This is a genomic window from Vibrio metoecus (assembly GCF_009665255.1).
Lineage (GTDB): Bacteria > Pseudomonadota > Gammaproteobacteria > Enterobacterales > Vibrionaceae > Vibrio > Vibrio metoecus_B.
On record NZ_CP035687.1, the window covers coordinates 444,805 to 470,882 of the forward strand.

Annotated in this window: 22 protein-coding genes; 9 read left to right on the forward strand and 13 right to left on the reverse strand. The window is 45.9% G+C overall.

Features of this window, described 5'->3' with window-relative positions:
- Positions 1 to 50: 50 nt before the first annotated feature.
- Positions 51 to 1,592: a DUF3369 domain-containing protein gene (locus tag EPB59_RS15545; protein WP_055050071.1), complete on the reverse strand. Its 1,542-nt coding sequence runs from the start codon at positions 1,590 to 1,592 to the stop codon at positions 51 to 53.
- A gap of 213 nt (positions 1,593 to 1,805) precedes the next feature.
- On the opposite strand from EPB59_RS15545, the gene EPB59_RS15550 reads away from it, so the two are divergent.
- Entirely contained in the window at positions 1,806 to 3,803 is a 1,998-nt protein-coding gene (locus tag EPB59_RS15550) for a methyl-accepting chemotaxis protein (protein ID WP_154173689.1), read from the forward strand.
- Between the two features lie 18 nt (positions 3,804 to 3,821).
- Here EPB59_RS15550 and EPB59_RS15555 read toward each other — a convergent pair whose 3' ends face one another.
- Positions 3,822 to 4,349: a nicotinate-nicotinamide nucleotide adenylyltransferase gene (locus EPB59_RS15555; RefSeq protein WP_095457358.1), complete on the reverse strand. Its 528-nt coding sequence runs from the start codon at positions 4,347 to 4,349 to the stop codon at positions 3,822 to 3,824.
- A gap of 102 nt (positions 4,350 to 4,451) precedes the next feature.
- Here EPB59_RS15555 and nadE point away from each other — a divergent pair, with 102 nt between their 5' ends.
- From nadE to EPB59_RS15570, 3 genes are all read left to right on the forward strand, one after another.
- Entirely contained in the window at positions 4,452 to 5,282 is an 831-nt protein-coding gene (gene nadE, locus EPB59_RS15560) for an ammonia-dependent NAD(+) synthetase (protein ID WP_095469034.1), read from the forward strand.
- A 250-nt stretch (positions 5,283 to 5,532) separates the two neighbouring features.
- A complete protein-coding gene (locus EPB59_RS15565) occupies positions 5,533 to 6,861 on the forward strand; it encodes an anaerobic C4-dicarboxylate transporter (RefSeq protein ID WP_000967523.1) in 1,329 nt (442 codons plus the stop codon).
- A gap of 189 nt (positions 6,862 to 7,050) precedes the next feature.
- Positions 7,051 to 8,445 (forward strand): DEAD/DEAH box helicase, encoded by a 1,395-nt coding sequence (locus EPB59_RS15570; protein WP_154173691.1) that lies wholly within the window; start codon positions 7,051 to 7,053, stop codon positions 8,443 to 8,445.
- A gap of 880 nt (positions 8,446 to 9,325) precedes the next feature.
- Here the strand turns inward: EPB59_RS15570 and EPB59_RS15575 are convergent.
- Both EPB59_RS15575 and EPB59_RS15580 read right to left on the reverse strand, forming a co-directional pair.
- Positions 9,326 to 10,993: an FG-GAP repeat protein gene (locus tag EPB59_RS15575; RefSeq protein WP_195707173.1), complete on the reverse strand. Its 1,668-nt coding sequence runs from the start codon at positions 10,991 to 10,993 to the stop codon at positions 9,326 to 9,328.
- A gap of 482 nt (positions 10,994 to 11,475) precedes the next feature.
- A complete protein-coding gene (locus EPB59_RS15580) occupies positions 11,476 to 12,519 on the reverse strand; it encodes a GMP reductase (protein WP_154173695.1) in 1,044 nt (347 codons plus the stop codon).
- 519 nt (positions 12,520 to 13,038) lie between these two features.
- On the opposite strand from EPB59_RS15580, the gene EPB59_RS15585 reads away from it, so the two are divergent.
- Both EPB59_RS15585 and EPB59_RS15590 read left to right on the forward strand, forming a co-directional pair.
- Entirely contained in the window at positions 13,039 to 13,587 is a 549-nt protein-coding gene (locus EPB59_RS15585) for an outer membrane beta-barrel protein (RefSeq protein ID WP_154173697.1), read from the forward strand.
- A gap of 64 nt (positions 13,588 to 13,651) precedes the next feature.
- Positions 13,652 to 14,476 (forward strand): potassium channel family protein, encoded by an 825-nt coding sequence (locus EPB59_RS15590; RefSeq protein ID WP_154173700.1) that lies wholly within the window; start codon positions 13,652 to 13,654, stop codon positions 14,474 to 14,476.
- A gap of 6 nt (positions 14,477 to 14,482) precedes the next feature.
- On the opposite strand, the gene EPB59_RS15595 is transcribed toward EPB59_RS15590, so the two are convergent.
- Positions 14,483 to 15,760: a Na+/H+ antiporter NhaC family protein gene (locus EPB59_RS15595; RefSeq protein ID WP_195707174.1), complete on the reverse strand. Its 1,278-nt coding sequence runs from the start codon at positions 15,758 to 15,760 to the stop codon at positions 14,483 to 14,485.
- Positions 15,761 to 16,001: 241 nt separating this feature from the next.
- On the opposite strand from EPB59_RS15595, the gene EPB59_RS15600 reads away from it, so the two are divergent.
- Positions 16,002 to 16,997, forward strand: coding sequence for a 2-hydroxyacid dehydrogenase (locus EPB59_RS15600; protein ID WP_154173702.1), 996 nt, complete (start codon positions 16,002 to 16,004; stop codon positions 16,995 to 16,997).
- Here the strand turns inward: EPB59_RS15600 and EPB59_RS15605 are convergent.
- From EPB59_RS15605 to EPB59_RS15630, 6 genes are all read right to left on the reverse strand, one after another.
- Positions 16,986 to 18,458: an NAD(P)H-hydrate dehydratase gene (locus EPB59_RS15605; protein WP_195707175.1), complete on the reverse strand. Its 1,473-nt coding sequence runs from the start codon at positions 18,456 to 18,458 to the stop codon at positions 16,986 to 16,988. The two genes, EPB59_RS15600 and EPB59_RS15605, sit on opposite strands and share 12 nt — an antisense overlap.
- Positions 18,459 to 18,508: 50 nt before the next feature.
- The gene (locus tag EPB59_RS15610) at positions 18,509 to 18,955 is read right to left on the reverse strand and encodes a PAS domain-containing protein (RefSeq protein ID WP_000880545.1); all 447 of its coding nucleotides are present in this window, start codon (positions 18,953 to 18,955) and stop codon (positions 18,509 to 18,511) included.
- Positions 18,955 to 19,959 (reverse strand): response regulator, encoded by a 1,005-nt coding sequence (locus tag EPB59_RS15615; protein WP_055050081.1) that lies wholly within the window; start codon positions 19,957 to 19,959, stop codon positions 18,955 to 18,957. The genes EPB59_RS15610 and EPB59_RS15615 overlap by 1 nt, the downstream gene beginning before the upstream one ends.
- An 87-nt stretch (positions 19,960 to 20,046) precedes the next feature.
- On the reverse strand, positions 20,047 to 20,286 hold the full coding sequence (locus EPB59_RS15620) for a hypothetical protein (protein WP_055050082.1): 240 nt from the start codon (positions 20,284 to 20,286) through the stop codon (positions 20,047 to 20,049).
- A 180-nt stretch (positions 20,287 to 20,466) separates the two neighbouring features.
- A complete protein-coding gene (locus EPB59_RS15625) occupies positions 20,467 to 20,844 on the reverse strand; it encodes an NADH:ubiquinone oxidoreductase (RefSeq protein ID WP_154173704.1) in 378 nt (125 codons plus the stop codon).
- Positions 20,845 to 21,252: 408 nt separating this feature from the next.
- Positions 21,253 to 21,480 (reverse strand): alternative ribosome-rescue factor A, encoded by a 228-nt coding sequence (locus EPB59_RS15630; RefSeq protein WP_154173706.1) that lies wholly within the window; start codon positions 21,478 to 21,480, stop codon positions 21,253 to 21,255.
- Between the two features lie 357 nt (positions 21,481 to 21,837).
- Here EPB59_RS15630 and EPB59_RS15635 point away from each other — a divergent pair, with 357 nt between their 5' ends.
- A complete protein-coding gene (locus EPB59_RS15635) occupies positions 21,838 to 22,047 on the forward strand; it encodes a cold-shock protein (protein WP_000106983.1) in 210 nt (69 codons plus the stop codon).
- Positions 22,048 to 22,125: 78 nt separating this feature from the next.
- On the opposite strand, the gene hmpA is transcribed toward EPB59_RS15635, so the two are convergent.
- Positions 22,126 to 23,310, reverse strand: a complete 1,185-nt coding sequence (gene hmpA / locus EPB59_RS15640) for an NO-inducible flavohemoprotein (protein ID WP_154173708.1) — start codon at positions 23,308 to 23,310, stop codon at positions 22,126 to 22,128.
- A gap of 191 nt (positions 23,311 to 23,501) precedes the next feature.
- Between hmpA and norR the strand changes: the two genes are divergently transcribed.
- Complete coding sequence (norR, locus tag EPB59_RS15645; RefSeq protein WP_154173710.1) at positions 23,502 to 25,094, forward strand: nitric oxide reductase transcriptional regulator NorR; 1,593 nt, start codon at positions 23,502 to 23,504, stop codon at positions 25,092 to 25,094.
- Here norR and EPB59_RS15650 read toward each other — a convergent pair.
- Positions 25,091 to 25,948 (reverse strand): mechanosensitive ion channel family protein, encoded by an 858-nt coding sequence (locus EPB59_RS15650; RefSeq protein WP_055050087.1) that lies wholly within the window; start codon positions 25,946 to 25,948, stop codon positions 25,091 to 25,093. The genes norR and EPB59_RS15650 overlap by 4 nt on opposite strands.
- Between the last annotated feature and the right edge of the window lie 130 nt (positions 25,949 to 26,078).

Here is a 26,078-nt window from a genome sequence, read left to right on the forward strand (position 1 = left end):
CAGCTGTTTAGCTGGGGTTTGAAAGGGCCTAGAGAGTTTGACTGACTTAATTAATCGGGTAACGAGGAGCGAATCGCAATGAACTCATCCCAGTGTTCTAGCAATAACTCCACCAATTTAGGTTCAAAATGTCGGCCTTTTTGCGCCACCAGTTCATTGCGGATTTGCTCATCCGGCCACGGTTCCTTATAAGAGCGTTTGGCTCCTAACGCGTCAAACACATCAGCAAGTGCAGTGATGCGCCCAGAAATCGGGATGTTATTCCCCTGCAATTGATTTGGGTAACCGCTGCCATCCCACTTCTCATGGTGCGTGGCTGCAATCTCTTTCGCGACATAGATTAAACGTCGTTTCGAACGACTCAGGATATCCACACCGTACTCAACATGTTTCTGCATGATCGCCCATTCTTGGGCATCCAGTTTCCCTGGTTTGTGCAAAATGCTATCGGGAATCGCCACTTTACCGACATCATGTAATGGAGAGGCATTTTTAATCATCTCCGCATCCGTATCCGATAGCCCATACAGGCGCGCTAATCGCTCACTGAACAAAGAGACGCGCTGAACATGCGCCCCCGTTTCTCGGCTGCGCGCTTCCACTGCATTCGCGAGGTTATAAACGAGCTCCTTCGAGGTTTCACGCAAATCCACCATCAAATTAATGTTTTCGAAGGTAAGGCCAATGTTGTACATGTAGATTTCGAGAAGTTTTCGGTCTAATTCAGAAAGCGCCTGTTCAAGCTCCACATACAGCACACTATCCACACCACGATCGTCTTGTTTAAAAAAGACGTAAGCGTCACCGTAATCATAAGAGCGGCCGTTATTTAGCACCTCTTTACAGCGCGCTTCAACCTCTGTTGGTAAACCTTCGAAAGGGGATTCCACATATAAATCAACGCATTCTGCAGTAGTAGCTACTGTAAGTGCACTGTACTGCTCACTTCCAGGGTGGGGATTAACGACACAGTAAAAAGCGGATGCATGCAGTTTTAGCAACGAGGTGAGTTGGCTCAGTACTGCCGTTGCATAGGTTTGTAGCGTTCTCGTATTCTGTACATTCGCTGATGCTTCAATCACGCGGCTCAGGCCCCGTTTCTGATCTTCAATCAGGCACAAATCACGATACGCGCGCAGCATCGAATAGAGTAAGGTTCTTAGTTTTTGAGTGGTGAGTTCTGTTTTTTCTTTGTAATCATCAATTTCGTAATCTTTAATCACTTTGTCTTCTGGTGCCTGCCCCGCCTGACCAGTGCGTAACACCAAACGAACTTGACGATTTTGCAATGTGTCACGAATGTACCGCACTAAATCTAAACCGGCATCCTCGGTTTCCATCACCACATCAATCAAAGCGAGTGCAATGTCTGATTGTTCAGCCATCACTTTTTGCGCTTCAAGCCCCGATAACACCGAAATCAATTCCAGAGGGCGATTTTGAAACTGAAACCCAGTCAACGCTAAACGAGTTATTTGATGCATCTGCTCATCATCATCAACCAATAAAACACGCCAAGGGTCCAAGTTGTGTAGCATAGTCTGTTCCTTCGCTACCACCTCGCCTTGCCGCATATCTGCAAACAGATCCATGTTCTCTCCACATTCAAACGCTATTGACCTTATTTAGTTTTAGCACAATGACGTGACATCAGTGGCTAATATTCCCTATTTTTCAATGGTAATCCCGTTAAGCAGGCTGTGACGGCTTCATGCTAAAGCTAAATTGGTTATAGTTTCACATCGCAAAGACAATTCATTGTCTAAACTGGTTGGATAAAAAATAAATCGACGTCAGAGGCATCCATGAAATCATTGTTGACTTATTACCCGTTATACAAAATTGTCACCGTACTTGCGGGGCTACCAATCCTTATTGCACTGCTGCTCGCCACTGACCACTACATAAGCTATCAAGAACGAGCCATCAGTGCCGAACATGATCAAGAAACGGTTCAACTGATCCTTTTGTATGACAACCTTGCGCATAATTTAGCATTGGAAAGAGGATTAACTGCGGGCGTGATCGGTGCCAAAGGGCAAGGTCCACAGGTCGAGGCTTTACAAAAACAGCGCCAGGAAAGTGATCGACACATTGCCGCCTTACTGGGTTTTCACCCTGCATTCTTGGATACCCGCTTGATTGAACAATTGAAAGCCGATGTAAAAAGCCAACTCGCTAACGTAAAAAACGTGCGTGAACAAGTTGATGCTTTGAAACTCTCGTTGTCTCCTTTTACTTACTATTCGAACCTCAACCAACTCGCCATTGATAACAGTTTAATCATGCTCTCAACTATTGATAATCCTTCAGTCGCCGAGTTAGGCAGCTCCTTGATTTCCGTGGTGGTTATGAAAGAGCGTGCTGGACAAGTGCGGGGCGCTCTCAATGGTGCATTTGCCAGTAAACGTTCGGATGCCGCGCAGTACACGTCGATTAATGGTTATATCGAATCTGGCCGTTATGCGGAACGTTCAGCACTCATGACCATGTCTGATGAACTTGCCAACAGTTTGAATCAAATGAAAAATACCAACGTATGGCAAAACGTACTCAACACTCAACAAAGCTACCTCAGCCAAAAAACAACGCTCGATAACCTGCAAGGCCCAGCACCTCAAGAATGGTTTAGTGCCGCAACAGAACAAATTAAGCTCATTAACCAACTGCGGAACAGCATTCAAGCCCAAATGATTGATCTCTCCACCTCTCAGGCCAAGCAAGCAGAAAGTAATAAATGGAGCATACTGCTACTGAGTATCCTGATCGGGTTGGCTTTACTGAGCTCACTCTATTTTTCTGTCCGTAGCCTGAAATCTCGTGTGGGACACCTCACTCACGGGTTGGCGCAGATGTCGGCTCATCGCGATCTAAGCCAAACTCTCAAAGACACAGGTAAAGATGAAATTTCGCAGATTTCACGTAGTGTCAACGGATTAACCGACAGTATCCGCCGAGTGCTACAACATGTACTCAACACCAATGAACACAGCACTGAGCAACTCACACAGATAGTCACCAGCTCTCAACAACTGGGCCGCAGTAGCCAAGAAACCAATGCAAAATGTTCGAATATTGCCGCTGCGATGACCCAGTTATCTCAGTCCAGTGTGGAAATTGCCCAATCCTCAGAGCGAGCTTTAGAAGAAACTAAACAAATGACTGATAAAGTCATTGCTTGCCAAACTCAAAGCCTCACCTCATTCCGTTCAGTAGAAGCGTTGGTTGAGCAGATTGAACAAACTCAAAAATGCATGAAAGATTTGGAAACGGATGCAGAAAACATCAGTAAGATAGTCGATACCATCAATGGGGTTTCCGAACAAACTAACTTACTGGCACTCAATGCGGCCATTGAAGCAGCGCGAGCCGGTGAACATGGTCGAGGCTTCGCCGTGGTGTCTTCCGAAGTCCGCGATTTAGCACAACGCAGTAAATTAGCGACAGAGCATATCAGCCAGCTACTAGCGAATATCTCCTCCAACACCACTACTGCCGTGAAAAACATGGATAAAAGCCGCGAAGCCACACATGTCACCTTTGATTCTGTTTCGACTGTAAAAACCAGTGTCGCAGAACTGGAGTCTGTCATTGAATTGGTCAATCAACACATCAATAGCATTGCCAACGCCACCACTGAGCAATCTACCGCCAGTGACGCAGTCGATCGTGATGTCGACGTATTAGCTGAAATTGCACAAAACACAGGCTCACTGGCCAACACCATGAACAGCATCGTCAGTGAATATCAGCAAGAGATGGAAGAGATTCGCCACCAGTTAACCGAGTTCAAACTGCAATAACTCGGCTAACCGGAAAACTTAAGGTTCAAGGTTGAGATACAACTGGCGCTGAGATAACAGTGCCGCAACCCCAGAGGTGGTCAAGGCCGAAATAGATTGCCCCATCAGCAGAGCTTCGCGAAGCGTGGTACTCCGGATGGCCACTCGCTCGGGACAGGCCATAACGGTCCAACGTTGCAATATCTCCTCAGCTTTGTAGAACTTGGCAAAGTTGAGGAGATTGTCTGGCCCCATCACAAAGGTAAGCTCATCATCAGGATACCGTGCTTGCAAACCGTTAAGCACTGCGTAAGTGGTCACTGAGTTTTGCGGCGTATACAGCTCATATTCAACATCTGAACGCTGCACTTTGCTGGAGCCAATATCTGCGATGAATTGATCCAGCAGTTGCAATCGCTGATCATAGTCAAGCATGACTTTGCCCCAAGCATGAGCAATGCTTGGAACTAACAGAATCAAATCAAAATGACCAAGCGAATCAATAATGCTTTTGTGGCCTAAGGTCGGTGGATTAAAAGCACTGCCAAACACCGCAATTTTTTTCATTGTGCACCTAGCCGATCAGGAAATGCCCTTTCTCGGTTTTCTAATTCAACGATTGCGGTATCATACACCGAAAAATTGACATTGCTTGCAGGAAAGGAACCTATGGAACACAAGATCCGTGAAGAAATGCGCGTTCAGCCTTCGATTGATCCTCATTTTGAAATCGAACGCCGCGTGGCTTTTATTAAGCGTAAGCTCACTGAAGCTCGCTGCAAATCATTGGTACTGGGCATTAGTGGCGGTGTTGACTCCACCACCTGTGGCCGTTTAGCTCAACTCGCCGTTGAAGAACTCAACCAGCAACACAATACGACGGAGTACCAATTTATCGCGGTGCGTTTGCCTTATGGTGAGCAAAAAGATGAAGATGAAGCGCAACTCGCACTCTCCTTTATTCGCCCAACTCACTCGGTTTCCGTCAACATCAAAGCCGGAGTCGATGGTTTGCATGCTGCCTCTCACCACGCACTGGCGAATACCGGACTTATCCCAAGCGATCCGGCTAAGATTGATTTCATCAAAGGCAACGTGAAAGCGCGCGCGCGCATGGTCGCGCAGTATGAAATTGCCGGCTATGTCGGCGGCCTAGTGCTAGGTACCGATCATTCTGCAGAAAACATCACCGGTTTTTACACCAAGTTTGGGGATGGCGCGTGTGACCTCGCCCCACTATTTGGCCTCAACAAACGCCAAGTACGCTTGCTTGCCAAAACGTTAGGCGCACCTGAGCAGTTGGTTTGCAAAACCCCCACCGCCGACCTTGAAGAGTTAGCGCCGCAAAAAGCCGATGAAGCCGCCTTAAACCTGACCTATGAACAGATTGATGATTTCTTAGAAGGTAAAGCCGTACCTGCCGAAGTTAGCCAGCGTTTAGTGGCGATTTATAACGCAACTCAGCATAAGCGCCAGCCTATTCCGACCATTTACGACTAGACGCCTTATTGACCTACATCAAGCCAAGCCTTTCGCTTGGCTTGATAGTCAAAATAACGCTTTGTGTGGCGCAACAAGCTCGTTACACAAAAGCACTAAAAATCTTTACTTTTCAGCCCGATAGTGTGACTCCCACCTGAATAACGAAATCTCGTTTCTTCCAGCTAGAATTCTGTGAACTCTGCTTCATAATTTTTGCAAATGAAATCCCACAATACATATAACTTCATTTCAATATAGGGAACATGGGATGTTATATGTAGAATTTCTCTTTCTACTGCTGATGTTGTATATCGGCTCACGATACGGCGGTATCGGGCTTGGGGTCGTGTCGGGAATTGGTTTGGTTATCGAAGTTTTCGTCTTCAAGATGCCACCAACTTCACCACCAATCACAGTAATGTTAATTATCCTCGCGGTTGTCACTTGTGCCTCGATTCTTGAAGCTGCTGGCGGTTTAAAATACATGCTGCAAGTGGCGGAGCGCATGCTGCGCAAAAACCCCAAACGCGTCACTTTAATTGCCCCTTTTGTCACTTACACCATGACGTTTATGCTGGGTACAGGCCATGCGGTTTACTCGATCATGCCAATCATTGGTGACGTTGCCCTGAAAAACGGCATTCGTCCTGAGCGCCCGATGGCAGCAGCATCCGTTGCGTCACAAATCGCCATTACCGCCTCGCCGATTTCGGCCGCCGTGGTTTACTACTTGGCACAACTCTCCAACATTAACCATGAAATCACCCTACTATCGATTTTGATGGTCACGGTACCAGCGACTTTATTCGGTACGCTTTTAATGTCGCTGTACAGTTTGAGACGCGGTAAAGAGCTGGAGAACGATCCTGAATATCAAGCAAGACTGCAAGACCCAGTCTGGCGCGAGAAAATTCTCAATACCACCGCTACCTCACTCGATGAAACCTTGCCAGCGTCAGCACGTAACTCCGTGCTGCTGTTTATCTCCTCGATTTTAGTGATCGTGGTGATTGCAATGTGGCCGGAGATCCGCACCATTCAAGAAGGCACCAAGCCAATTGGCATGGACATGGTGATTCAAATGATCATGCTCTGTTTCGGCGGTATCATTTTGCTCGCCACCAAAACAGACCCTCGCTCTGTACCTAACGGTGTGGTGTTCAAGTCTGGCATGGTTGCTGCGATTGCCATCTTCGGTATCGCATGGATGTCTGACACCTACTTCCAATACGCCATGCCACAATTTAAATCTGGCATCGTGGAAATGGTGACCAACTACCCTTGGACGTTTGCTCTGGCGCTGTTCATTGTGTCGGTGGTGGTGAACTCACAAGCCGCAGTCGCGCGGATGATGCTCCCTGTTGGTTTAGGGCTAGGTTTAGAACCTGCACTGCTGATTGGCTTGATGCCAGCGTTGTACGGTTACTTCTTTATTCCGAACTACCCATCGGATATCGCCACCGTCAACTTCGATAACACAGGCACCACCAAGATCGGTAAGTGGTATTTCAACCACTCCTTTATGTCGATCGGCCTCATTGCGGTGATCTCTGCTTGCTGTGTAGGATTTGTGCTCAGCAAAATCATCATCGGCTAAACCAAGCTTGTCACCAATAGCCAAAGAGCCACTAAGTGTGGCTCTTTTTATTGACGACCAATCTTCATGATCTCTCTACCCAAATGACTTGGCATTGTAGATAGCGGTTGCTACTAATCAATAAAGGCCTCAGAATGGCGGGCTTTGCGCGGACTTCCCGCGTTATTTGATTACTGTTGAGAATGATATATGGGTTTTACCTCGCTCGGTCTGTCTGCGCCAATCCTTAAAGCTATTGAAGAGAAAGGATACAACACGCCTTCACCGATTCAGTTACAGGCTATTCCTGCGGTTTTAGCAGGCAAAGACGTGATGGCCGCAGCTCAAACTGGCACAGGAAAAACGGCTGGCTTTACGCTACCCATTTTAGAATTGCTGGCAAAAGGGCCAAAAGTTCGCGCCAATCAAGTTCGTGCTTTAATCCTTACCCCAACGCGTGAACTGGCCGCACAAATCCAAGACAATGTCATGCTCTATGGCCGCCATCTACCGCTCAAGAGCGCGGTTGTGTTTGGTGGTGTGAAAATTAACCCACAAATGCAGCGAATGTGTAAAGGTGCGGATATCTTAGTGGCAACCCCAGGCCGCTTAATGGATCTGTATAACCAAAATGCGGTCAAATTTGATCAGTTGGAAATTTTGGTACTTGATGAAGCAGATCGCATGCTCGACATGGGCTTTATTCGTGATATTCGTAAAATACTGAAATTATTGCCAGAAAAGCGCCAAAACCTACTGTTTTCAGCCACCTTTTCGACCGAAATCCGTGAGCTTGCCAAAGGCTTGGTGAATAACCCCGTCGAAATTTCAGTCAGCCCAGCCAACTCAACGGCAAGAACCGTTGAGCAGTGCATTTATCCTGCTGATGTGAAAAAGAAACCGGACATGCTGGTGAAATTGATCAAAGAGGGGAATTGGCAACAAGTGCTGGTATTTATGCGTACCAAGCATGGTGCCAACCGTTTAGCGACCTATCTCAACGAACAAGGTTTAACCGCGGCCGCGATTCACGGCAATAAGAGCCAAGGCGCACGCACCCGAGCACTGGCGGATTTTAAAGCGGGAGAGGTGCGTATTCTGGTCGCAACCGATATTGCGGCGCGTGGCATTGATATCCCGCAACTGCCTCAAGTGGTGAATTTTGAATTGCCGAAAATTGCTGAAGATTACGTGCACCGAATTGGCCGAACAGGCCGAGCAGGTGAAGTCGGTAAAGCGATTTCTTTGGTGAGTGCCATTGAAGCACCGGAATTATTTGCGATTGAGCGTTTAACGCAAGCCTTACTGCCCCGTGTAAATTTAGCGGGATTTGAGCCGACCAACCAACTCCCTGAGTCAAAATTAGACACTCGACCTTTGAAGCCGAAAAAGCCCAAAAAGCCTAAAAAGGTAGAGGGAACTGGAGAAAACAAAGGCAGCGCAGCTGAAAACAAACCTAAAGCTGGCCACCGAGGTCAACCTACAGGGCAAGCTCGCACAGCGAAAAAAGGCGGCACTCATTCAGCGCCGAAAAAACCCGCAAACCGCCCTCGTCGCAGTTCTTCAAAACCAGTGACAAAGTCATCATCGGCTAAACCGATTTAGGTATGAAACCAATAGCAAAAGAGCCACATTATGTGGCTCTTTTTGTTCAACCATCTTCGAAACGCCAATCGCTAATCCTTTGAATATGTGATATTCCGCCATCGTCACATAAGCACTACTCGAAAGCATCGAATATGCAATCATGATGATACCATCGCTCCCGCTACAATCTTTCTCAGCTGTCGTAATCGACGAAATACAGAGAGATTTGTCTGAAGAAATTCAAAAATAAAAGCGATTGAATAGCGAAGGATGAAAGTGGGAACGTTGGCTGTAACGATGAAGGAACAGGAAAAACAATAGGCATCTAAGACAAGAGCAGGCCTTCATGATCGGAAAGAACGGATAAATACCCAGCATCAAATTGTCATCCTAAAGTCTTTCTGCCTCACGAGCAGACAGCTCGTAGCAACGGGAGAAATCCCCTATGCAGAGACTGTAAAATGGAATACCGTCGTATGTCACTTTCTACTGCGACTTTCCCACCATGCCTTAGTTATGTGAATGCCTCAGATTGAACAAGAGGTAAATGATGACAGAGTCCACTAAATCCTAACGAGCAAAATGGTATTACCGAGCTAATTTAATCAGCTAGGTCGGGATTGGATAGAAACGTGCCAGCGCCCCCTAAATTTAAATTAGCAATTCATGAATAACTAGATGTATGGCAGATTTAGTTGTGAGAGCTAGTGCGATGGATAACATCACACTAGCAAAAGTGTGGGTTTAGGTGCGCACTGAGTGCCATTACGTTAAATTGTTACTTTCATGCAAATCACATCGAGTTAATAAAGATAAACCGCGCCAGACATGGAAGCTCCATTGTTCCCTTCAGCACCAGAGTTAACCCCTATTCCATTTGAACTCTCAGAAACCGTACTCACAGCCAGCGTATTGCCATCTGACGATAAGGCAACTGAATAGCCAAATCCATCCCCCCCTCAGTATTAGATGCCTTTATGTAGGCTTCCTGAGCCCATGTCGACGCACTGTAGCGGAAGAGATAAACCGCACCAGACCAGGCAGCATTATTGTTATCTTGGTGACCTGAGTTGACCCCTGTTCCATCTGATGCCTCAGAACCTGCTCCCACAGCCAGCGTATTGCCATCTGACGATAAGGCAACTGAATGGCCAAATCCATCTCCCCCCTCAGTATTAGAGGCCTTTATGTAGGCTTCCTGAGCCCATGTCGATGCACTGTAGCGGAAGAGATAAACCGCGCCAGATCTCATAGCATCATTGTTCGCTTGAGTATCAGGGTTGACTCCTGTTCCATTTGAACTCTCATAAACCGCACCCACAGCCAGCGTATTGCCATCTGACGATAAGGCGACTGAATAGCCAAATACATCTCCCCAATCAGGATTAGAAGCTTTTATGTAGGCTTCCTGAGTCCATGTCGATGCACTGTAGCGGAAGAGATAAACCGCGCCAGATCTCATAGCATCATTGTTCGCTTGAGTATCAGGGTTGACCCCTGTTCCATTTGAACTCTCATAAACCGCACCCACAGCCAGCGTATTACCATCTGATGATAAGGCGACTGAATGGCCAAATTTATCATGATAACCAGTATTAGAGGCTTTTATGTAGGCTTCCTGAGCCCACGTCGATGCACTGTAACGGAACAGATAAACCGCGCCAGAATCGTAATTAGCATAATCAACTTGACTACCAGAGTTGACCCCCGTTCCAGTTGAGTCCTCAAAAACCGCACCCACAGCCAGAGTATTGCCATCTGATGATAAGGCGACTGAATGGCCAAATCTATCATCATACTCAGGGTTAGAGGCCTTGATGTAGGCTTCCTGAGTCCATATCGATGCACTGTAGCGGAACAGATAAACCGCGCCAGACTTGAAATCATTATTGCTATCTTGGTGACCAGATTTACCCCCCGTTCCATCTGAGTCCTCAAAAATCGCACCCACAGCCAGCGTATTGCCATCTGATGATAAGGCGACTGAACGGCCAAAGGAGTCATCAGATTCAGTGTTAGAGGCCTTTATGTAAGCTTCCTGAGTCCATGTGGATGCACTATAACGAAAGAGGTAAACCGCGCCAGCACCTTCAGCATTATTATTATCTTGGTGACCAGAGTTGACCCCCGTTCCATCGGAATCTTCATTCCACGCCGCCACAGCTAGCGTGTTGCCATCTGATGATAAGGCGATTGAATTGCCAAATTGGTCATTATATTCAGTGTTAGAGGCCTTTATGTACTGAATGAGAGGCGTTAAGTCTTGAGGGGTCAACGACCTTTTATTTGATGCGATTTCGCCAGAAGAATTCTTTGCAATAACAAAATATTCAGACGTTAAATTTTTGATGATACCAATGTCATTAACGATGACACTAGTGGTCGTAGATGTTGCGAGTACATCACAAGACTTTGGCATTGATACATCTTTTCTACACAGTGAATACTCAGTAGCATTATCCGAAGCCTGCCATGTAAAAATTGTTGCCTTCTCGTTCATTGATAGTGAGATTGTGATTAGGTCAAATGCTAATGGCATTTTATTAGGCGCTGCACCACCAGACACACAACCAGCCAACATCAACGCAACCGATAAAGTTATTGTGCTTTTTTTATTTGATATAAACATAAAACTATTTACAAAGTAATGGTTAATTAATCAATAACACTAACAAAAAATCAGCATCAAAGATAACAGGCCAGAATAAATACAGGGCAAGAATCAGCATATTCATTTGGAGAAAGAACCGCACTATGATACCTGTTTTTCATACTTTGTGAATTTGGGTGTTAGATTGGCTATATTTGGTCAAAATTCGGTTATCTCCGAACTCGTACTTATGCGCGAAAACGATAACGGGGCACTTCTAAGTTACGAAGTGCCCAATGTGAAGGTTCTGGACAAAAATTAGTTTCAAACTTGTTGCCCTGCGACAGTCGCTTCAAATTTTTTTCACCTCTGTCGCCACTTGCTCACTTTAGAGCAAAAAAAGAGCCGTTAAAAACGGCTCTTAATCATTCGATTTTTCCGATCAATTTAATTAAGGCTTACTCACGCCCGTAGACGTTGTTCTCTTGCTCTTGAACTCGGATAAATGTTGTACGCTTGGTTAGCTCACGAAGCTCCGCCGCGCCTACATAGGTACAGGTTGAGCGCACACCGCCGAGGATGTCTTGAATGGTGCTGTGAACGCTGCCACGGTATGGCAATAGTACGGTTTTTCCTTCGGCTGCACGGTAACCTGCTACACCGCCAGAATGCTTGTCCATCGCGCTCTTAGATGACATGCCGTAAAATTTCATGAAGGTTTCACCATCTTTTACGATGAGTTCACCGCCTGCTTCTTCATGACCTGCCAGCATACCGCCAAGCATCACGAAATCCGCACCGCCGCCGAAGGCTTTCGCGACATCTCCCGGACACGTACAGCCGCCGTCACCGATGATGCGACCACCAAGGCCGTGCGCAGCATCCGCACATTCGATAATCGCGGACAGTTGTGGGTAGCCGACACCGGTTTTTACGCGTGTCGTACACACAGAGCCCGGGCCAATGCCTACTTTAACAATGTCGGCACCCGCGAGGATAAGCTCTTCTACCATATCGCCTGTTACGACGTTACCCGCAGAGATAACTTTGTCAGGAAATGCAGCGCGCACTCTTTGCACGTACTCAACAAGATGCTCAGAATAGCCATTCGCGATATCGATACAGATGAAGATCAACTCATCCGACAGTGCCATCACATCTTTGGTTTTTTGGAAATCCGCTTCCGATGTGCCGGTTGAAACCATAACATTGTTCAGGGTCGCTTTGTCGGCACTTTTCACAAACTCAGCCCAATCAGCCACAGTGTAATGTTTGTGCACTGCGGTCATCACACCATGCTCAGCCAAGGCTTTAGCCATGGCAAAACTGCCTACCGAGTCCATATTGGCGGCAATCACAGGTACGCCTGACCATTGACGACCACTATGTTTGAAAGTAAACTCGCGGGTTAAATTTACTTGAGAACGGCTTTTCAGGGTTGAACGTTTCGGGCGAAACAGGACATCTTTAAAACCTAACTTAAGTTCTTGTTCGATACGCATTGTGTAATTCCTTGATTAATTGACCATTTGTGTCTCTTAGCAGAGTGCGTAGTACCTTCGTTGGCAGACGTCAGTACATTTCGGACACAAAAAAACCGGAGCGTTGGCAGACGCTCCGGTTTTCAGCATTATAGGCCGCGTTTTTTTTCTCTCAAGACTGATATTTGACTTTTTTTTGTGTTATCCTGCCGAAGTTTTCATACCTAGACAATCCCCTCTGTAACACTCAACTCTTAAATTGCTTACCAAACAGTACGTTAGTTCTATTTTGTCAAATTACCGACATATCGCTTTTTGCTGAACAATCGATTGCCCTCGCTTTAAATTGCCACAAATTAGACTTTGATCACCTTTTTGCAGGGCAAAATTCCAGCAACTCACAAGCTCCGTTTTCGAAGTGGATCAAGCTCACATCACATATAAATAATTCACCGAAGCAAATCATTCGGCGTATTTATTGCTTAGCTTTACCTATCATTACGTTAGATGTGGCCCTTTCAAGGAAGAAACTGGTGATCTATGGCGCATTCACATTATTGGCTGTTAGTCTGCTGTTGGTTAGCTCTACCTGTTTATGCAGGCTCTAGCCCCTATTCATTTTCTCTAAATACAGGATTTAGCCGTATTGATAACTCAGCGAGCACTAATGAAGCTTGGGTGACTCAATTTGGTTATAGCTATCAGTTTTCTCCCTTTATCGGCTTAGATCTCGGCTACTCTGGGATGATCGGCAATGGCGCTGAGATGTTGAATATACAGCGGCAAAAGATTGACGTAAAAGTAGAGGGGTTCTACTTCGGAGCTTTCATGGAACAGCCCATCAATAATGTTACTACTCTTTATGCAAGAGGCGGCGTGGCTCAGATGAAGGTGAAAGAACGCTATGCCGTCGGCGCTATTGAGGATAACCAGCAATTTTCAGGTACTCATCCCTATTTAGGCATTGGAACCAAAGTTAAATCCAGTCTCGACAAAAGCTTGGCGCTAACAATGGAATTGAACTACCAGACTCTCGAACAAGATTATTCGAGCCTCTCTTTTACTGTTGGTGGGCAATATCGTTTTTAACCCACACGAGTTCGCTGTTTTTTGATAGGCTAAGAGCACATTTACTCTATATCGCCTATGTTTTATGAAGCTAGCCATTCGAAAGAAGCTATTAGAAAAAGTTGAGAACACAACAGAAACCCCCATGTTAATTCTGTCTGTGGTTTATGTTGTCGTGGCTCTATTGCCCGATATTGCCGTCTTATCTCCGGATGATTTGGAATTTCTTGATGGTTTACTGTGGATTGTCTGGGGAATTTTTGCGACTGAGCTATTAGTTAAAATCACCGTTAGCCCGAAACCCTTGCAATATATGGTGCAGAACTGGCCGGATGTATTGATTGTTGCCATGCCATTTCTACGGCCACTACGCTTTTTACGGATCTTATTGGTTCTGCCAAAAGCGTGGAAACAAACCAAATCTGTGCTGCGCCAAAAAACGTTTAGTTTTATCGGCCTCACCAGTCTTTCTACCGTTTTACTCTCTGCATCTTTTGTCTATTTGGTGGAAAAAGGCACACCAAGCCCAATTAACAGTTATTCAGATGCACTCTGGTGGGCAATGTCGACGATTACAACTGTTGGCTATGGAGACATGTATCCTGTGACAGGATTTGGACGGGGTGTCGCGGTATTTTTGATGTTAACAGGGATCACCTTGTTTGGTTTACTTACCGCAAGTGTTGCCTCTTTTTTCGTCGAGGATGACACTTCCAAAAAAGATCACCAATCGATCAATACGTTGTTGGAGAAAAACCAGTTATTGGAAACACAACTGAGTCAATTAGTGGCGGTTCAACGCCCGAGACGACGTTTCCATCTGGCGAGCTATCGTCAACAGCTCGCCCAACGCGAAAATGAGAGAAAAAGCCAGAAGCCTAAGACAAAGCGTCGTCGTTTATCTCTCTAGTTCAAGTTAACGCATGGTGTGGCGGCGAAAGACCGCCACAATGGCAGCTAAAGCAAGGAAGAAGCAGTAGTAAGAATAACTCACCACACTCAGCGGTGACATATGGAATATAGAGCCCAGTAGTAACGCTTGAGCACCATATGGCAAAATACCCTGCATAATACAAGAGAAGATGTCCAGTAAGCTGGCAGAACGCTTAGGCGTCACATTGTTTTGTTCTGCGAGTTCTTTTGCCACGCCACCACTTACGATGATTGCCACTGTGTTATTGGCCGTACATGCGTTCGTTAACGCGACTAAACCGGCAATCCCTAATTCACTGGCACGCATCTTCTGCACATCGCCGTGTGAACGAGCAAACTTATTAATCATGCGGCTAATTTGGTGCGTGAGAAACGCTAATCCACCTTGCTGCTTCATTAGCTCGCCCATTCCACCAATCAGCATCGACAATAGGAAAATTTCCTGCATATTTCCAAAGCCTGCATACACATCTTTTGTAAGTGCAGACAGTGAATAGCCATCGCTAAAACCCCCGACGCCCGCAGCCATTAACGTCCCTACTAGCAGCACAAGGAACACATTGAATCCCATCACCGCAAGAACGAGGATCGTCAAGTATGGCAACACTTTCAACCATTCAATCTCACTCGTTGCTGGTGATTGTGCGGTTTGACTGCTTAATGTAAATACCACCAACGCAAGTATTGCTGCAGGCAGAGCAATTCGAATGTTTTCTTTAAACTTATCACGCATGTGGCAACCCTGAGAACGAGTCGCCGCGATGGTAGTATCAGAGATGATAGAAAGGTTATCACCAAACATGGCGCCACTAAGCACAACCCCTGCCGTCAAACCCAAATTCAACTCTGCCGCTTGCGCAATACCGAGCGCGACGGGCGCAATTGCCGCAATCGTGCCCATTGAGGTACCCATTGCAGTTGCAACAAAAGCAGAAATCACAAATAGCCCAGGCAGAATCAGGCTGGCCGGCAACAGGGCTAAACCAAGATTTACCGTTGCATCGACACCTCCCGTCGCTTTCGCTACGGCAGCAAACGCACCAGCAAGCAGATAGATGATGCACATCGCCATGATATCGCTATGACCCACACCACGTAAAAACTGCTCGATGGCTCGATTGAGTGATTCTTTACTCAAGGTGATCGCCAACACTACAGCAGGCAACACAGCTACAGGAGCGGGTAACTGGTAAAACGCAAACTCAACCCCTTGTAAAGTGAGATAACTTCCCACTCCCATAAATAGCAGCAAAAAAACCATGAGTGGTAACAATGCTAGGGCATTGGGTTGTTGGGGCTGTGATGAAGGTGTGTAGTGCATGAAGAAATCAAATTATCTTAACTAAATTGGGCGCAAAGCCTAAAGGCAAGCCGCACACATGTCAACTGTCTAGACGTCCAAACATCCATTTGTTGCACAGTTAGACGTAATAATTTTGGGGTTTATTTTTTCCGACAATAGGTATATCAATACCGTAGAATCATTAATAACAGGAATTACTATGCTCAACGTCGTATTTTTTAGCGCAAAATCCTACGATATCACCTCATTTAATCCACTGGTTGATCCCTCAAGGTTGGCGCTGCATTTTCATGATTTTCGCCTCACCGAAAAAACCGCACAAATGGCTAAAGGCTGTGAAGTCGTATGCGCTTTTGTTAATGATGAGCTGAGCGCGCCTGTTTTAGAACAGCTGTATCAAGGTGGCACGCGTTTAGTTGCCATGCGCTGCGCAGGATTCGATAAAGTTGATTTGGTAGCAGCGAAAGAGTTAGGTATTCAAGTGGTTCGAGTCCCTGCCTACTCTCCCGAAGCCGTTGCGGAACATACAGTGGGAATGATGATGTGCCTTAACCGTCGTTTCCATAAAGCATACCAGCGCACACGAGATGCTAATTTCTCGCTAGATGGATTAGTTGGCTTTAACTTTTATGGCAAAACAGTGGGGGTCATCGGCTCTGGAAAAATTGGCGTAGCAACCATGCGCATTTTAAAAGGCTTAGGTATGCAGATCCTCTGCTTTGATCCATACCCAAATCCAGATGCGATTGCATTAGGTGCTCGCTATGTGGAACTGCCAGAGCTATTTGCTCACAGTGATGTCATCACTTTGCATTGTCCCATGAGCAAAAAGAACTACCATTTATTAAATGATGCCGCGTTTGAACAAATGAAAGATGGGGTCATGATCATCAACACCAGTCGAGGCGAGTTGTTAGATTCTGCCGCAGCGATCGAAGCTCTCAAACGAGGACGAATTGGCGCTCTAGGCTTGGATGTTTACGACAATGAGAAAGATCTGTTCTTCCAAGACAAGTCCAACGATGTGATCGTCGATGATGTCTTCCGTCGCCTTTCCGCTTGCCACAACGTGCTGTTTACAGGTCACCAAGCCTTTTTGACTGAAGATGCGCTCAACAATATAGCCCAAACCACACTCAACAATATCGAGCTTTTTTTCAGTAACCAAACGTCAGGCAACGAACTAATTCAATAGCTCACGCAGATGTGGTAATAAATCACTGGCCAGAAGCCCTCTCTGGCCATGTGCCTTGGCATCTAAATCGGCGGCGTTACTGTGTAACCATACGCCAAGTTTCGCGGCCTCTGCTAAACCAATTTTTTGGGCTAAGAGCGCCGCAATAATCCCGGTGAGCACATCGCCCATCCCACCACTGGCCATTCCAGGATTTCCTTGTAAGCAAACTGCAATCTCTTTCCCATCATCGACAAGAGTTCCTGCCCCTTTCAGTACAACAACCCCGCCATAACGCAGTTGTAAAGCACGAACCGCCGCAAAACGATCCTTTTCAATCGCTTCCACATCACATTCCAGTAGGCGTGCAGCTTCAACAGGATGTGGAGTAATAATACGCTGGGCATCATAGTTTGGTGTTAAAGAAAGAAAGTACAGCGCATCAGCATCCCATACTTTCGGCACAACCAGTGGACTCAAACGCTGCATGATCTGCTGAGCCTGTGTATCTCTGCCCAAACCGGGACCCAACGCAAGCGCATCACACCATTGAATACGGTCTTCAAATAAGTGCTGTTTACTCCAACTGGTGCTCATCACTTCAGGAGTAATCGTCAACATAGCCGTTACATTGTCAGGATGAGTCATCGCCGCTGTCAAACCTGCTCCAGTTCTGGCACAAGCAGAAGCACAAAGGATGAGAGCTCCCCCCATACCCTCATTTCCGCCCACGATCAGTGCTTTGCCATTTTGACCTTTATGGGTACACGCAGCTCGCGGTGGAAGTAAACTGTGCCGTAACTTACCTTCAATCGCCACCACAGACGGCGCGTTGTGCTGTGCAAACACTTCTTCAACGCCTAAACCCGCATAATGTAAAGCACCAACATAGCAACGCGCCTGCCCTGTGACTAACCCTTGTTTGAGGCCAATTAAGCTCACCGTATGCTGCGCCTTGATACAAGCCCCCATCACTTGGCCTGTATCGGCACATAACCCAGAAGGGACATCAATCGACACGATAGGCTTACCACTAAGGTTCAATTGTTCTACTAAAGGTGCAACTTGTGGCCGCAGCACCTCTTTCAAGCCAATCCCAAATAATGCATCAATAATAACATCCACGCTTTCAGGCAGTTCTGTTTGTGGAGCATAAACTGTGCCCCCCAACTCCTTCCATTGTTGATAGGCTTGATGTGCTTCTGGAGGGAGGTTATCCGGATCGCCTAGCTGCCAAACAGTGACGTCAATCCCCATATGTCGCGCTAAAACAGCCACGATATAGCCATCGCCTCCATTATTTCCACCACCACAACAAATCAGCCAATGATGACTGGAAGGAAATTGGGCAAAAGCGATCGTAAAAACCGCTTGGCCTGCACGCTCCATCAAATTGAACAGATCAAGTCCACGCTCTTGTGCGGCTTGTTGTTCACCTTGTTTGAGCTGCTGTGTCGTATAAAAATGACTGGGTAACGGCATAAGAATATCCAACTGCAGGCATGCGGCCATGGGGAATGGCCGCTTGGCATTTATTGAGCTGATGCTTGTATAGAGATCAAAGCTTCACTGGTGGCATCTTGAATCGATAAAAACAGCGAATTGACCACACCGGTTGGGGTTCGCATGGGATTAAGCGTCACGTTTTGGTACATAAAATTAGCCTGTTGGGTCACAGGGCGTACGTTACGGCAATGAAAAAGATAAGGACGCTGTTGCCATGTGATGAAGCTGCGACATCCAAGGTCGTAAACAGGTTTCGCCTTGAGTTTAAACCATTCACGAGGTATTTCAGGAAACAGTTCAAACAGCGATTTACCAATAGCGTCATGGGCTTGTTTACCACTGTGGTGCGTCATAAACCCGTTCCACACTTGGACATTGTAATCACGATCAATCACTATCAATCCCATATCGACATTCTGCACCATGTCAACCATCCAGTGGAATTGCTCAAACTCCGCAGGTAACGCAAGCATCAGAAGTCCTCCATTAAATAGGAAAGTTTGTTATCCAGCAGCGGCAAAGACTCATCCACAAACATAAACAATAAGTCACAACGGATCGAAGTGCCCTCAATGTTATAACTCACTTCAAATGTCATCGTTTTTCTAAACGATCCTGCGGTAGAGTTGATCACCGAGTCGATAGAAAGGTGTCGGCCTAACAACACTGGAGAACTTTGGAAGAAACGTACTTCAGCTTGATGCCCCAAACCGTTCAAAAACGATCCCACTAGAATATTGGAAACATCCATCAATAGTTCTAGCTCTTGCAGATCTTCACTATCTACAGGCACTTTCATCAATTTTTTGAGATCTGCGACACTCGAATCACTCAGTAAAACGAGCGCCTCACCAGCAATGCCTTCACCACTAAAACCCTGACAAACCCCCGATACTTGGCTGTTATCAGCAAGATCGCGTAGTGCCATATGTAACTCACTCACCTCAAATATATTTACATTGGGTAAAGGTAACTCAACAAACACATCGAAATGACGGGCTAAAGCATCGGCCGCTCGGCCAATGGAAACGTTCGCGACTTCCATATAAATGTCACGACGTTTTAAAATTGGCAGCTCAATCGAAACTGGCGTAACAATACGCGGTTGAGTCGGCGGTTCCACCAACATCTTAAGAACATCATTCAAAACATTCTTATCAATCGGCTTTTGAATGAAGGCTTTCGCACCCAACGCAAGCACACGCTCTTTGGCTTTAGGCTGGATATCACCAGAAACAACCACCACAGGGGTCGTGTGTCCCTTTTTCCCCATAGCCTCTAATGTCTCGAAACCATCGAGCTCAGGCATAGTGAGGTCCAAAAACATGAGCTTAAAGCTTTGATTTTCTAAAATGCTCATCGCATCCAGTCCATGCACCGCAAACGTGATATCCGCATTAAGCGATGCAGGAAGCGAGCGCGCCATTTGTTTACGCGCGAGTGGAGAGTCATCACAGATGAGAACAGGGAAAGACATGCCACCACCTTGTTTGTTTTTATCAGTTACTAAAGTGTATACCTAAAATTCAAACAACAGCTAGGTAAAAGGTGGTCAGACTGAAAATCAGATTGCAGGCCAGAAGGTTAGCAGTGCAATTCGTAAGATCACTGCAAACAAAATACAGCTGATCCCTAAACGGTACCATTTGAACTCTTCAACCGTCATCGGAATACGTTTGTAAAACATCGTAACGACACCTTTCCAATCTTGGCTACGCCGACCATAACGCAGTATCCCTGTCAAAACCAATAAAATACCACCAACCAGTATCAGTTTTTCTACCCAAAACAGCACCATATCCATACTCAGCTCTCCAGTTCATTTTTCATAGTGTAAACAGGAGGCTTCGTTTTTTCTGTTGTACAAAAGTCGAACATACCCACAAGGTGATCATCATGAAAGAAAAAGTAGAAAACGGTGTATCACACCCAATAAAAAAGCAGAGCTTAATGGCTCTGCTTGCATTGAAACTTAGTCTCTCTTCTAGTGAGAGTGGGATTGTGTGCGCGTGGCAATAATTTTCGCTCTGAGTTTCATCGCTAATTCGCGATAACGGAACCAGAAATAGGTCGCGACGATGGAGAAGAAAAGATAGGACAACGCAAATACAAATGGCGATGTCATCAAATCATTTGAAATGCCCCACATAACGCCAACCACAGTCACCGTAATTTTGGCCAAAAAACCACACAACAGTAAAAATACAGCCAGTTGTGGGAATCGAGTGCTGCGGAAAGCCAACCAGTAACAACTTCCAACCGCTAAAGATGCCACACCAAACCCGAGAATAAACGAGTAAAGATGTTCAGCTGACGCAATACCGCCAGACACAGAAAGCATGAGAATTAAAAACAGTTTCATGATGCACCTACCTCAATTTACCTCAAAAAGCATCCATTCATTTTTGAAAACTCATTTTTAGTTAATTTTGAACCTTCAGAAATTTATTTCAAGCTCAAAAAGCTTGCAGATTTTGTATCTAAATTTTAATGAAGATCATTGTTACATAAAGGTTAAAGGCGAATCACTTGCCAATTAATGCTCAGGAAGAAGGAATGCAGAACCAAAGCAACAAAAGGAAACATTTTAAACAATTTGCTTACAAATGACTTTTGATACTTTTTCTCCATTGTGAGATGTCAGACCAGTTTTACGACGCTAGTATTGAACGCTATATCAACGAATTACGTATCAGTTGTGAAGTGAAGCAGAGGGGTGAAGTTGGGAGGAATTGTGAGCGCTGAAAATCTAAGTTGAAGATAGAGAATGTTATCCGAAAACAAACGTATTCATCATTTTTGGGTAAAACTCTCTACCTTTGAACTTCATTTTACGCGAGTAGCTACCTTTGCCTTTTTTGGCTTTTTCCATGCGACAACGAAACACAGGGCTTGTGACGACTGCTTTAAGGGCATTATCTTGAATCGTACCGCGTCCACACTCGGTATCTATAACCGCCGGGGTCGAGGTAGCTTTCTCTACCGTTTTTTCTTTCATGTAAATCTCCATATAGCGTCTTCATCATACAACGGTGTACGACGATATTTTGTACTTAATTTCATCACAGTCAAACGATAATTTATCGGAATAAAGAGAAAGCGTAGTTACATAGAAATGGCATTGAGCGCAAAAAAATGGATTATTTTTGTTAACAGGTTTCGACTCTATTCAAGATTCGATTGACAAGCCAATGGTTTACTCTAGACTCGATCGCGGCTAGAAAGAGTTCTTTGTATACACATCGCTTGGTTGGATTATTCGTAACCGTCCGTGTCGTACGCAATAGCAAGCAACTTTTCCACGCTATCCGCGCCGTAATCGGCCTACGTTAAAAATGTATTTAGGATATTTATTATGTCTACTCCAGTTACTGGTACCGTGAAATGGTTCAACGAAACTAAAGGTTTTGGTTTCATCAAGCAAGAAAACGGTCCTGACGTTTTTGCTCACTTCAGCGCAATCCAAGGTGACGGTTTCCGCACTCTGGCTGAAGGTCAAAAAGTGGAATTCGTGATCACTCAAGGCCAAAAAGGTCCACAAGCTGAAAGCATCAAAGTTCTGTAATAGACTTGCCAAAGATTTTAATAGCCAGCCTAACTAGGCTGGCTATTTTTATACTTATTTTTTATACATTTAGTTCAGTTATGCCGCTAACTGGGCATGTGGGCCAAACACTTCGTAATGAATACGTTCCTTTTCTACTCCAAGTTCCAATAGCTGTTTCACCACGTACTGCATAAACCCAATAGGGCCACACAGATAAAAATCACCATCCTGGACTGGCAGTGAGACTTGGGTTAACTGCATCTCTCCTTGCAAAGCATGCTCTGATGCTTCATCGCGATACCATACCTGTTGTTGCCAACCGTGCTCAGCGACCAACTTTGCAGTTTCTTGAGCAAAAGTATGCTCCTTAGCACTGTTACACGCATAAAGATAAGTCACTACCGATTTGTTTTGCTCCGCTAACGTGTGCAAGATGGCTTGCATTGGCGTTGCGCCTACACCGGCGGAAATCAACACAACAGGACGGTTGCGCTCAACATAGAAAAAGTCACCAGCGGGGGCGTAGAGTTTTACACTGTCTCCCACTTTCACCTTGTTGTGCAGATAGTGAGAAACCACCCCTGGGTTATCACTTCCTACGCCTTCACGCTTAACCGAAATACGATAATCTTTGCCATTCGAGCCTTGTGACAACGAGTATTGGCGAATTTCTCGATAATCACTTCCCTCTGGGCTCACCTCAATACCAATGTATTGTCCGGGTTGGTAATCAAGAACAGGCCCACCGTCAGCAGGCACCAGAATAAAACTGGTCACGTATTCGGATTCGGCTCGTTTCTCTTGCACAGCAAAGCTTCGTCCATCGCGCCATCCGCCTAGTGCGTGATTGCGTTCTAAGTAAAGAGCACCTTCTCGGTCAATAAATACTTGAGCCAAAAAGAAGTACGCGGCAGTCCAAGCCTCTTCAACTTGTTGAGTGAAAGCCTCTGGAGCTAATTCGCGCAAGGTTTCAAGCAGATGATGTCCGACAATCTGATAGTGCTCAGGTTGAATGTTAAAGCTGGTGTGTTTATGAGCAATACGTTCTACCGCACTGGTTAAGGCCGCTAAATTATCAATATGCTTGGCATAAGCAGCAATCGCTTCAAACAGCGCCACACTTTGTCGCCCGGTCTTCTGATGGGTCATATTGAATATATGCTTCAGTTCAGGGTTGTGACTGAACATACGTTGGTAAAAATGCTGAGTGAGCGCAGGGCCAGCTGACTCTAGCAAAGGAATGGTACTTTTGATGATATTGATGTGTTCTTGGGTGAGCATAACTTCTCCTCAGTAGGCAAAAACGGTGGCTTAAGCCACTCTAAACAAGCCTTTTCTATGAGCAGATTACGTGCCAAAAACTAATTTATTGAAAAATATAAATAAACATTTTTCCCATGAGTCAATTAAACACTTTGAGATGTGTCTAATTGACTCTACACTATCAAAAAATCCGAACTTAAGAAGCTAAGATGCAAGAATTCTCACTAACCACTTTGTTAGAAATGACGGTTGGGCTCGCCAGCGGCGCGAATAACGAAGAGCGCTTCCACCGATTGTTGGATGCGGTGCGTAAAGCGGTCATTTGTGATTGTGTTGTCTTGATGTCACTGCAAAACGACACCTTAACACCACTGGCAATGCAAGGATTGACTCGTGATACCTTGGGTCGACGTTTTATGGTCAGTGAGCACCCAAGGTTGGCGCAGATTTGCAGTGCTGACCTGCCAGTGCGTTTTGCGGCAGATTGTCCACTTCCAGATCCTTTTGATGGCTTACTGCTTGATAGCGAAGATGATCTTCCAATGCACTCTTGCATGGGCTTACCACTGCATTTTGGCGACCAACTGCTGGGTATCTTGACGCTGGATAGCTTAAAACCGGATGCGTTTGATCATCTCTCCCCTCGCAGTTTAGAAATATTAGCGGCGATTGCCGCTGCCACATTGAAGATGGCTCTCACCTTCTCTGAGCTTGAGAACCAAGCCAAACAAACACAACAGCGCCTTGAAGAACTCAATGAAGAAGCTTGGAACCGAGACAGCATAGAGATCATTGGTAATAGTGGTCCAATGCTCGCCATGAAAGCGGATATTGATGTGGTTGCTCCCTCTCAATTCAATATTTTGATCCACGGTGAAACCGGTGTAGGTAAAGAATTGGTTGCGCGGACGATTCATCACCGTTCCAACCGCAAACGCCAACCACTGGTGTATGTTAACTGCGCCGCCATTCCCGAAAATTTGTTAGAAAGCGAACTGTTTGGCCATGTCAAAGGGGCATTTACGGGGGCAGACCGCGCGCGAATGGGTAAATTTGCTCTGGCCGATGGTGGCACGCTGTTTCTTGATGAAATCGGTGAGTTACCACTGAGTGCCCAAAGCAAAATTTTGCGAGCACTGCAAAACCATGAAATTCAACCCGTTGGACAAGATCGTGTACAAACCGTTGACGTGCGTATTCTGGCGGCCACCAACCGAGACTTGAAAAAAGAGGTTGAAGCGGGTCGTTTTCGAGCTGACCTTTACCACAGATTGAGTGTTTACCCGATTTATGTGCCGCCACTGCGTGAACGCAAAGGCGACCTTTCTCTGCTGGCGGGATATTTCGTTGAACAAGCGAGACGTAAGCTGGGCATTACTCAACTTAAACTGCACGCCGAGGCGTTAAGTCAACTCATCCAATATCCTTGGCCGGGCAATGTTCGCGAACTGGAACATGTGATCAATCGAGCGGCACTCAAAGCAAAAGCACGCCAACGCGGACGCCCCGTAACGACACTCAAAGCCGAAGACGTGGGTGAATTACAAGGGCCAAGAGCGCCCTTGGTACCACAAACACCACAAGAGGATTTTGTGTTGAGTGAAGCACTTCAAGATTTGGGATTACGAGAAGCGACGGATGAATTTCAGCGCCATTTGATCAGCGAAACGTTAACCCAAGCCGACTTTAATTGGGCCGAAGCAGCACGCCGTTTACACACCGATCGTGCCAACCTCACTCGACTGGCGAAACGACTGGGGCTCAGTGTTTCACGCAGCCATGCGATTGAACGCTCACATTAACTCACTGGCGTGAGGCTCGGGCGTGGAAAAGCACGCTCGTACTCTTCCATAAAATCTTTACGGATCAACTGCTCCAATTGATTAGCTCGCTCCGTCGGGCAGAAAATCATAATGTGGACGATTTGCTCCCCTGCCGCTGAGCTACTGATTTCAATATGTGGCTCAGCACTTGGTAAATCGACCCCAGCATGACGCTCAATCACGGTATTATATCGACGAGCCACCTCCATAAAATGCGCAAAGTGCTCATCAATTTTTTGGTGCAACACCGGTACCAAGGGGAAAAGGTTGACAAAATCCGGCACCACAATATTGAAGTTATGGAACACATAACGCTTCATAAAGTTAAGATTTTTCACGGGATAAGAGAAAAACATGCTGTTTGGCAAGGTCGCCGTTTTCCCTGTGTAATGGTATTGACCATGATGCAAATCAATCTCTTGAATCACGGTCGCCATCAGATTGTGTTCGATCACTTCACCACACAGTTTTCCCACTTCAATCCAGTCACCAATACGAAATGAACGAGAGCTCGCGCGCTGAATCGATCCGGTAAAACATAAAATGATCTCTTTAGAAGCGACGACAATCGCGACCGCAATCGCTGTCACTGAAAGGGCAAATTGGCTAATTTCTGATTGCCAAAGGATGAAAAGTGTCAGTAACGTAGCCGCAAATACACCATTTTTAGTGCGCGACATCCATTTACGTTGTTTTTCCGTGATGAGTGCAGCATCCCCTCGGATATGCTCTAACACAAGGCGGCGTACCGAAATCACACTCAATAAAATCAATGCACTAAACAGCAGCTTATGTGTGAGCAGAAAATCAATCACTGTGCTCAGTTGTTCCATATTCTTCTCCTACTACGGCTTAACCCGCCGCTTCGTTTGTTATGTGTTGCAAGGCGCGCCAATTTCACCATTGAACACCCTAACATGACAAGCGCAATCCCTAAACTCTTGGCTCTCTTACACAGGAAAA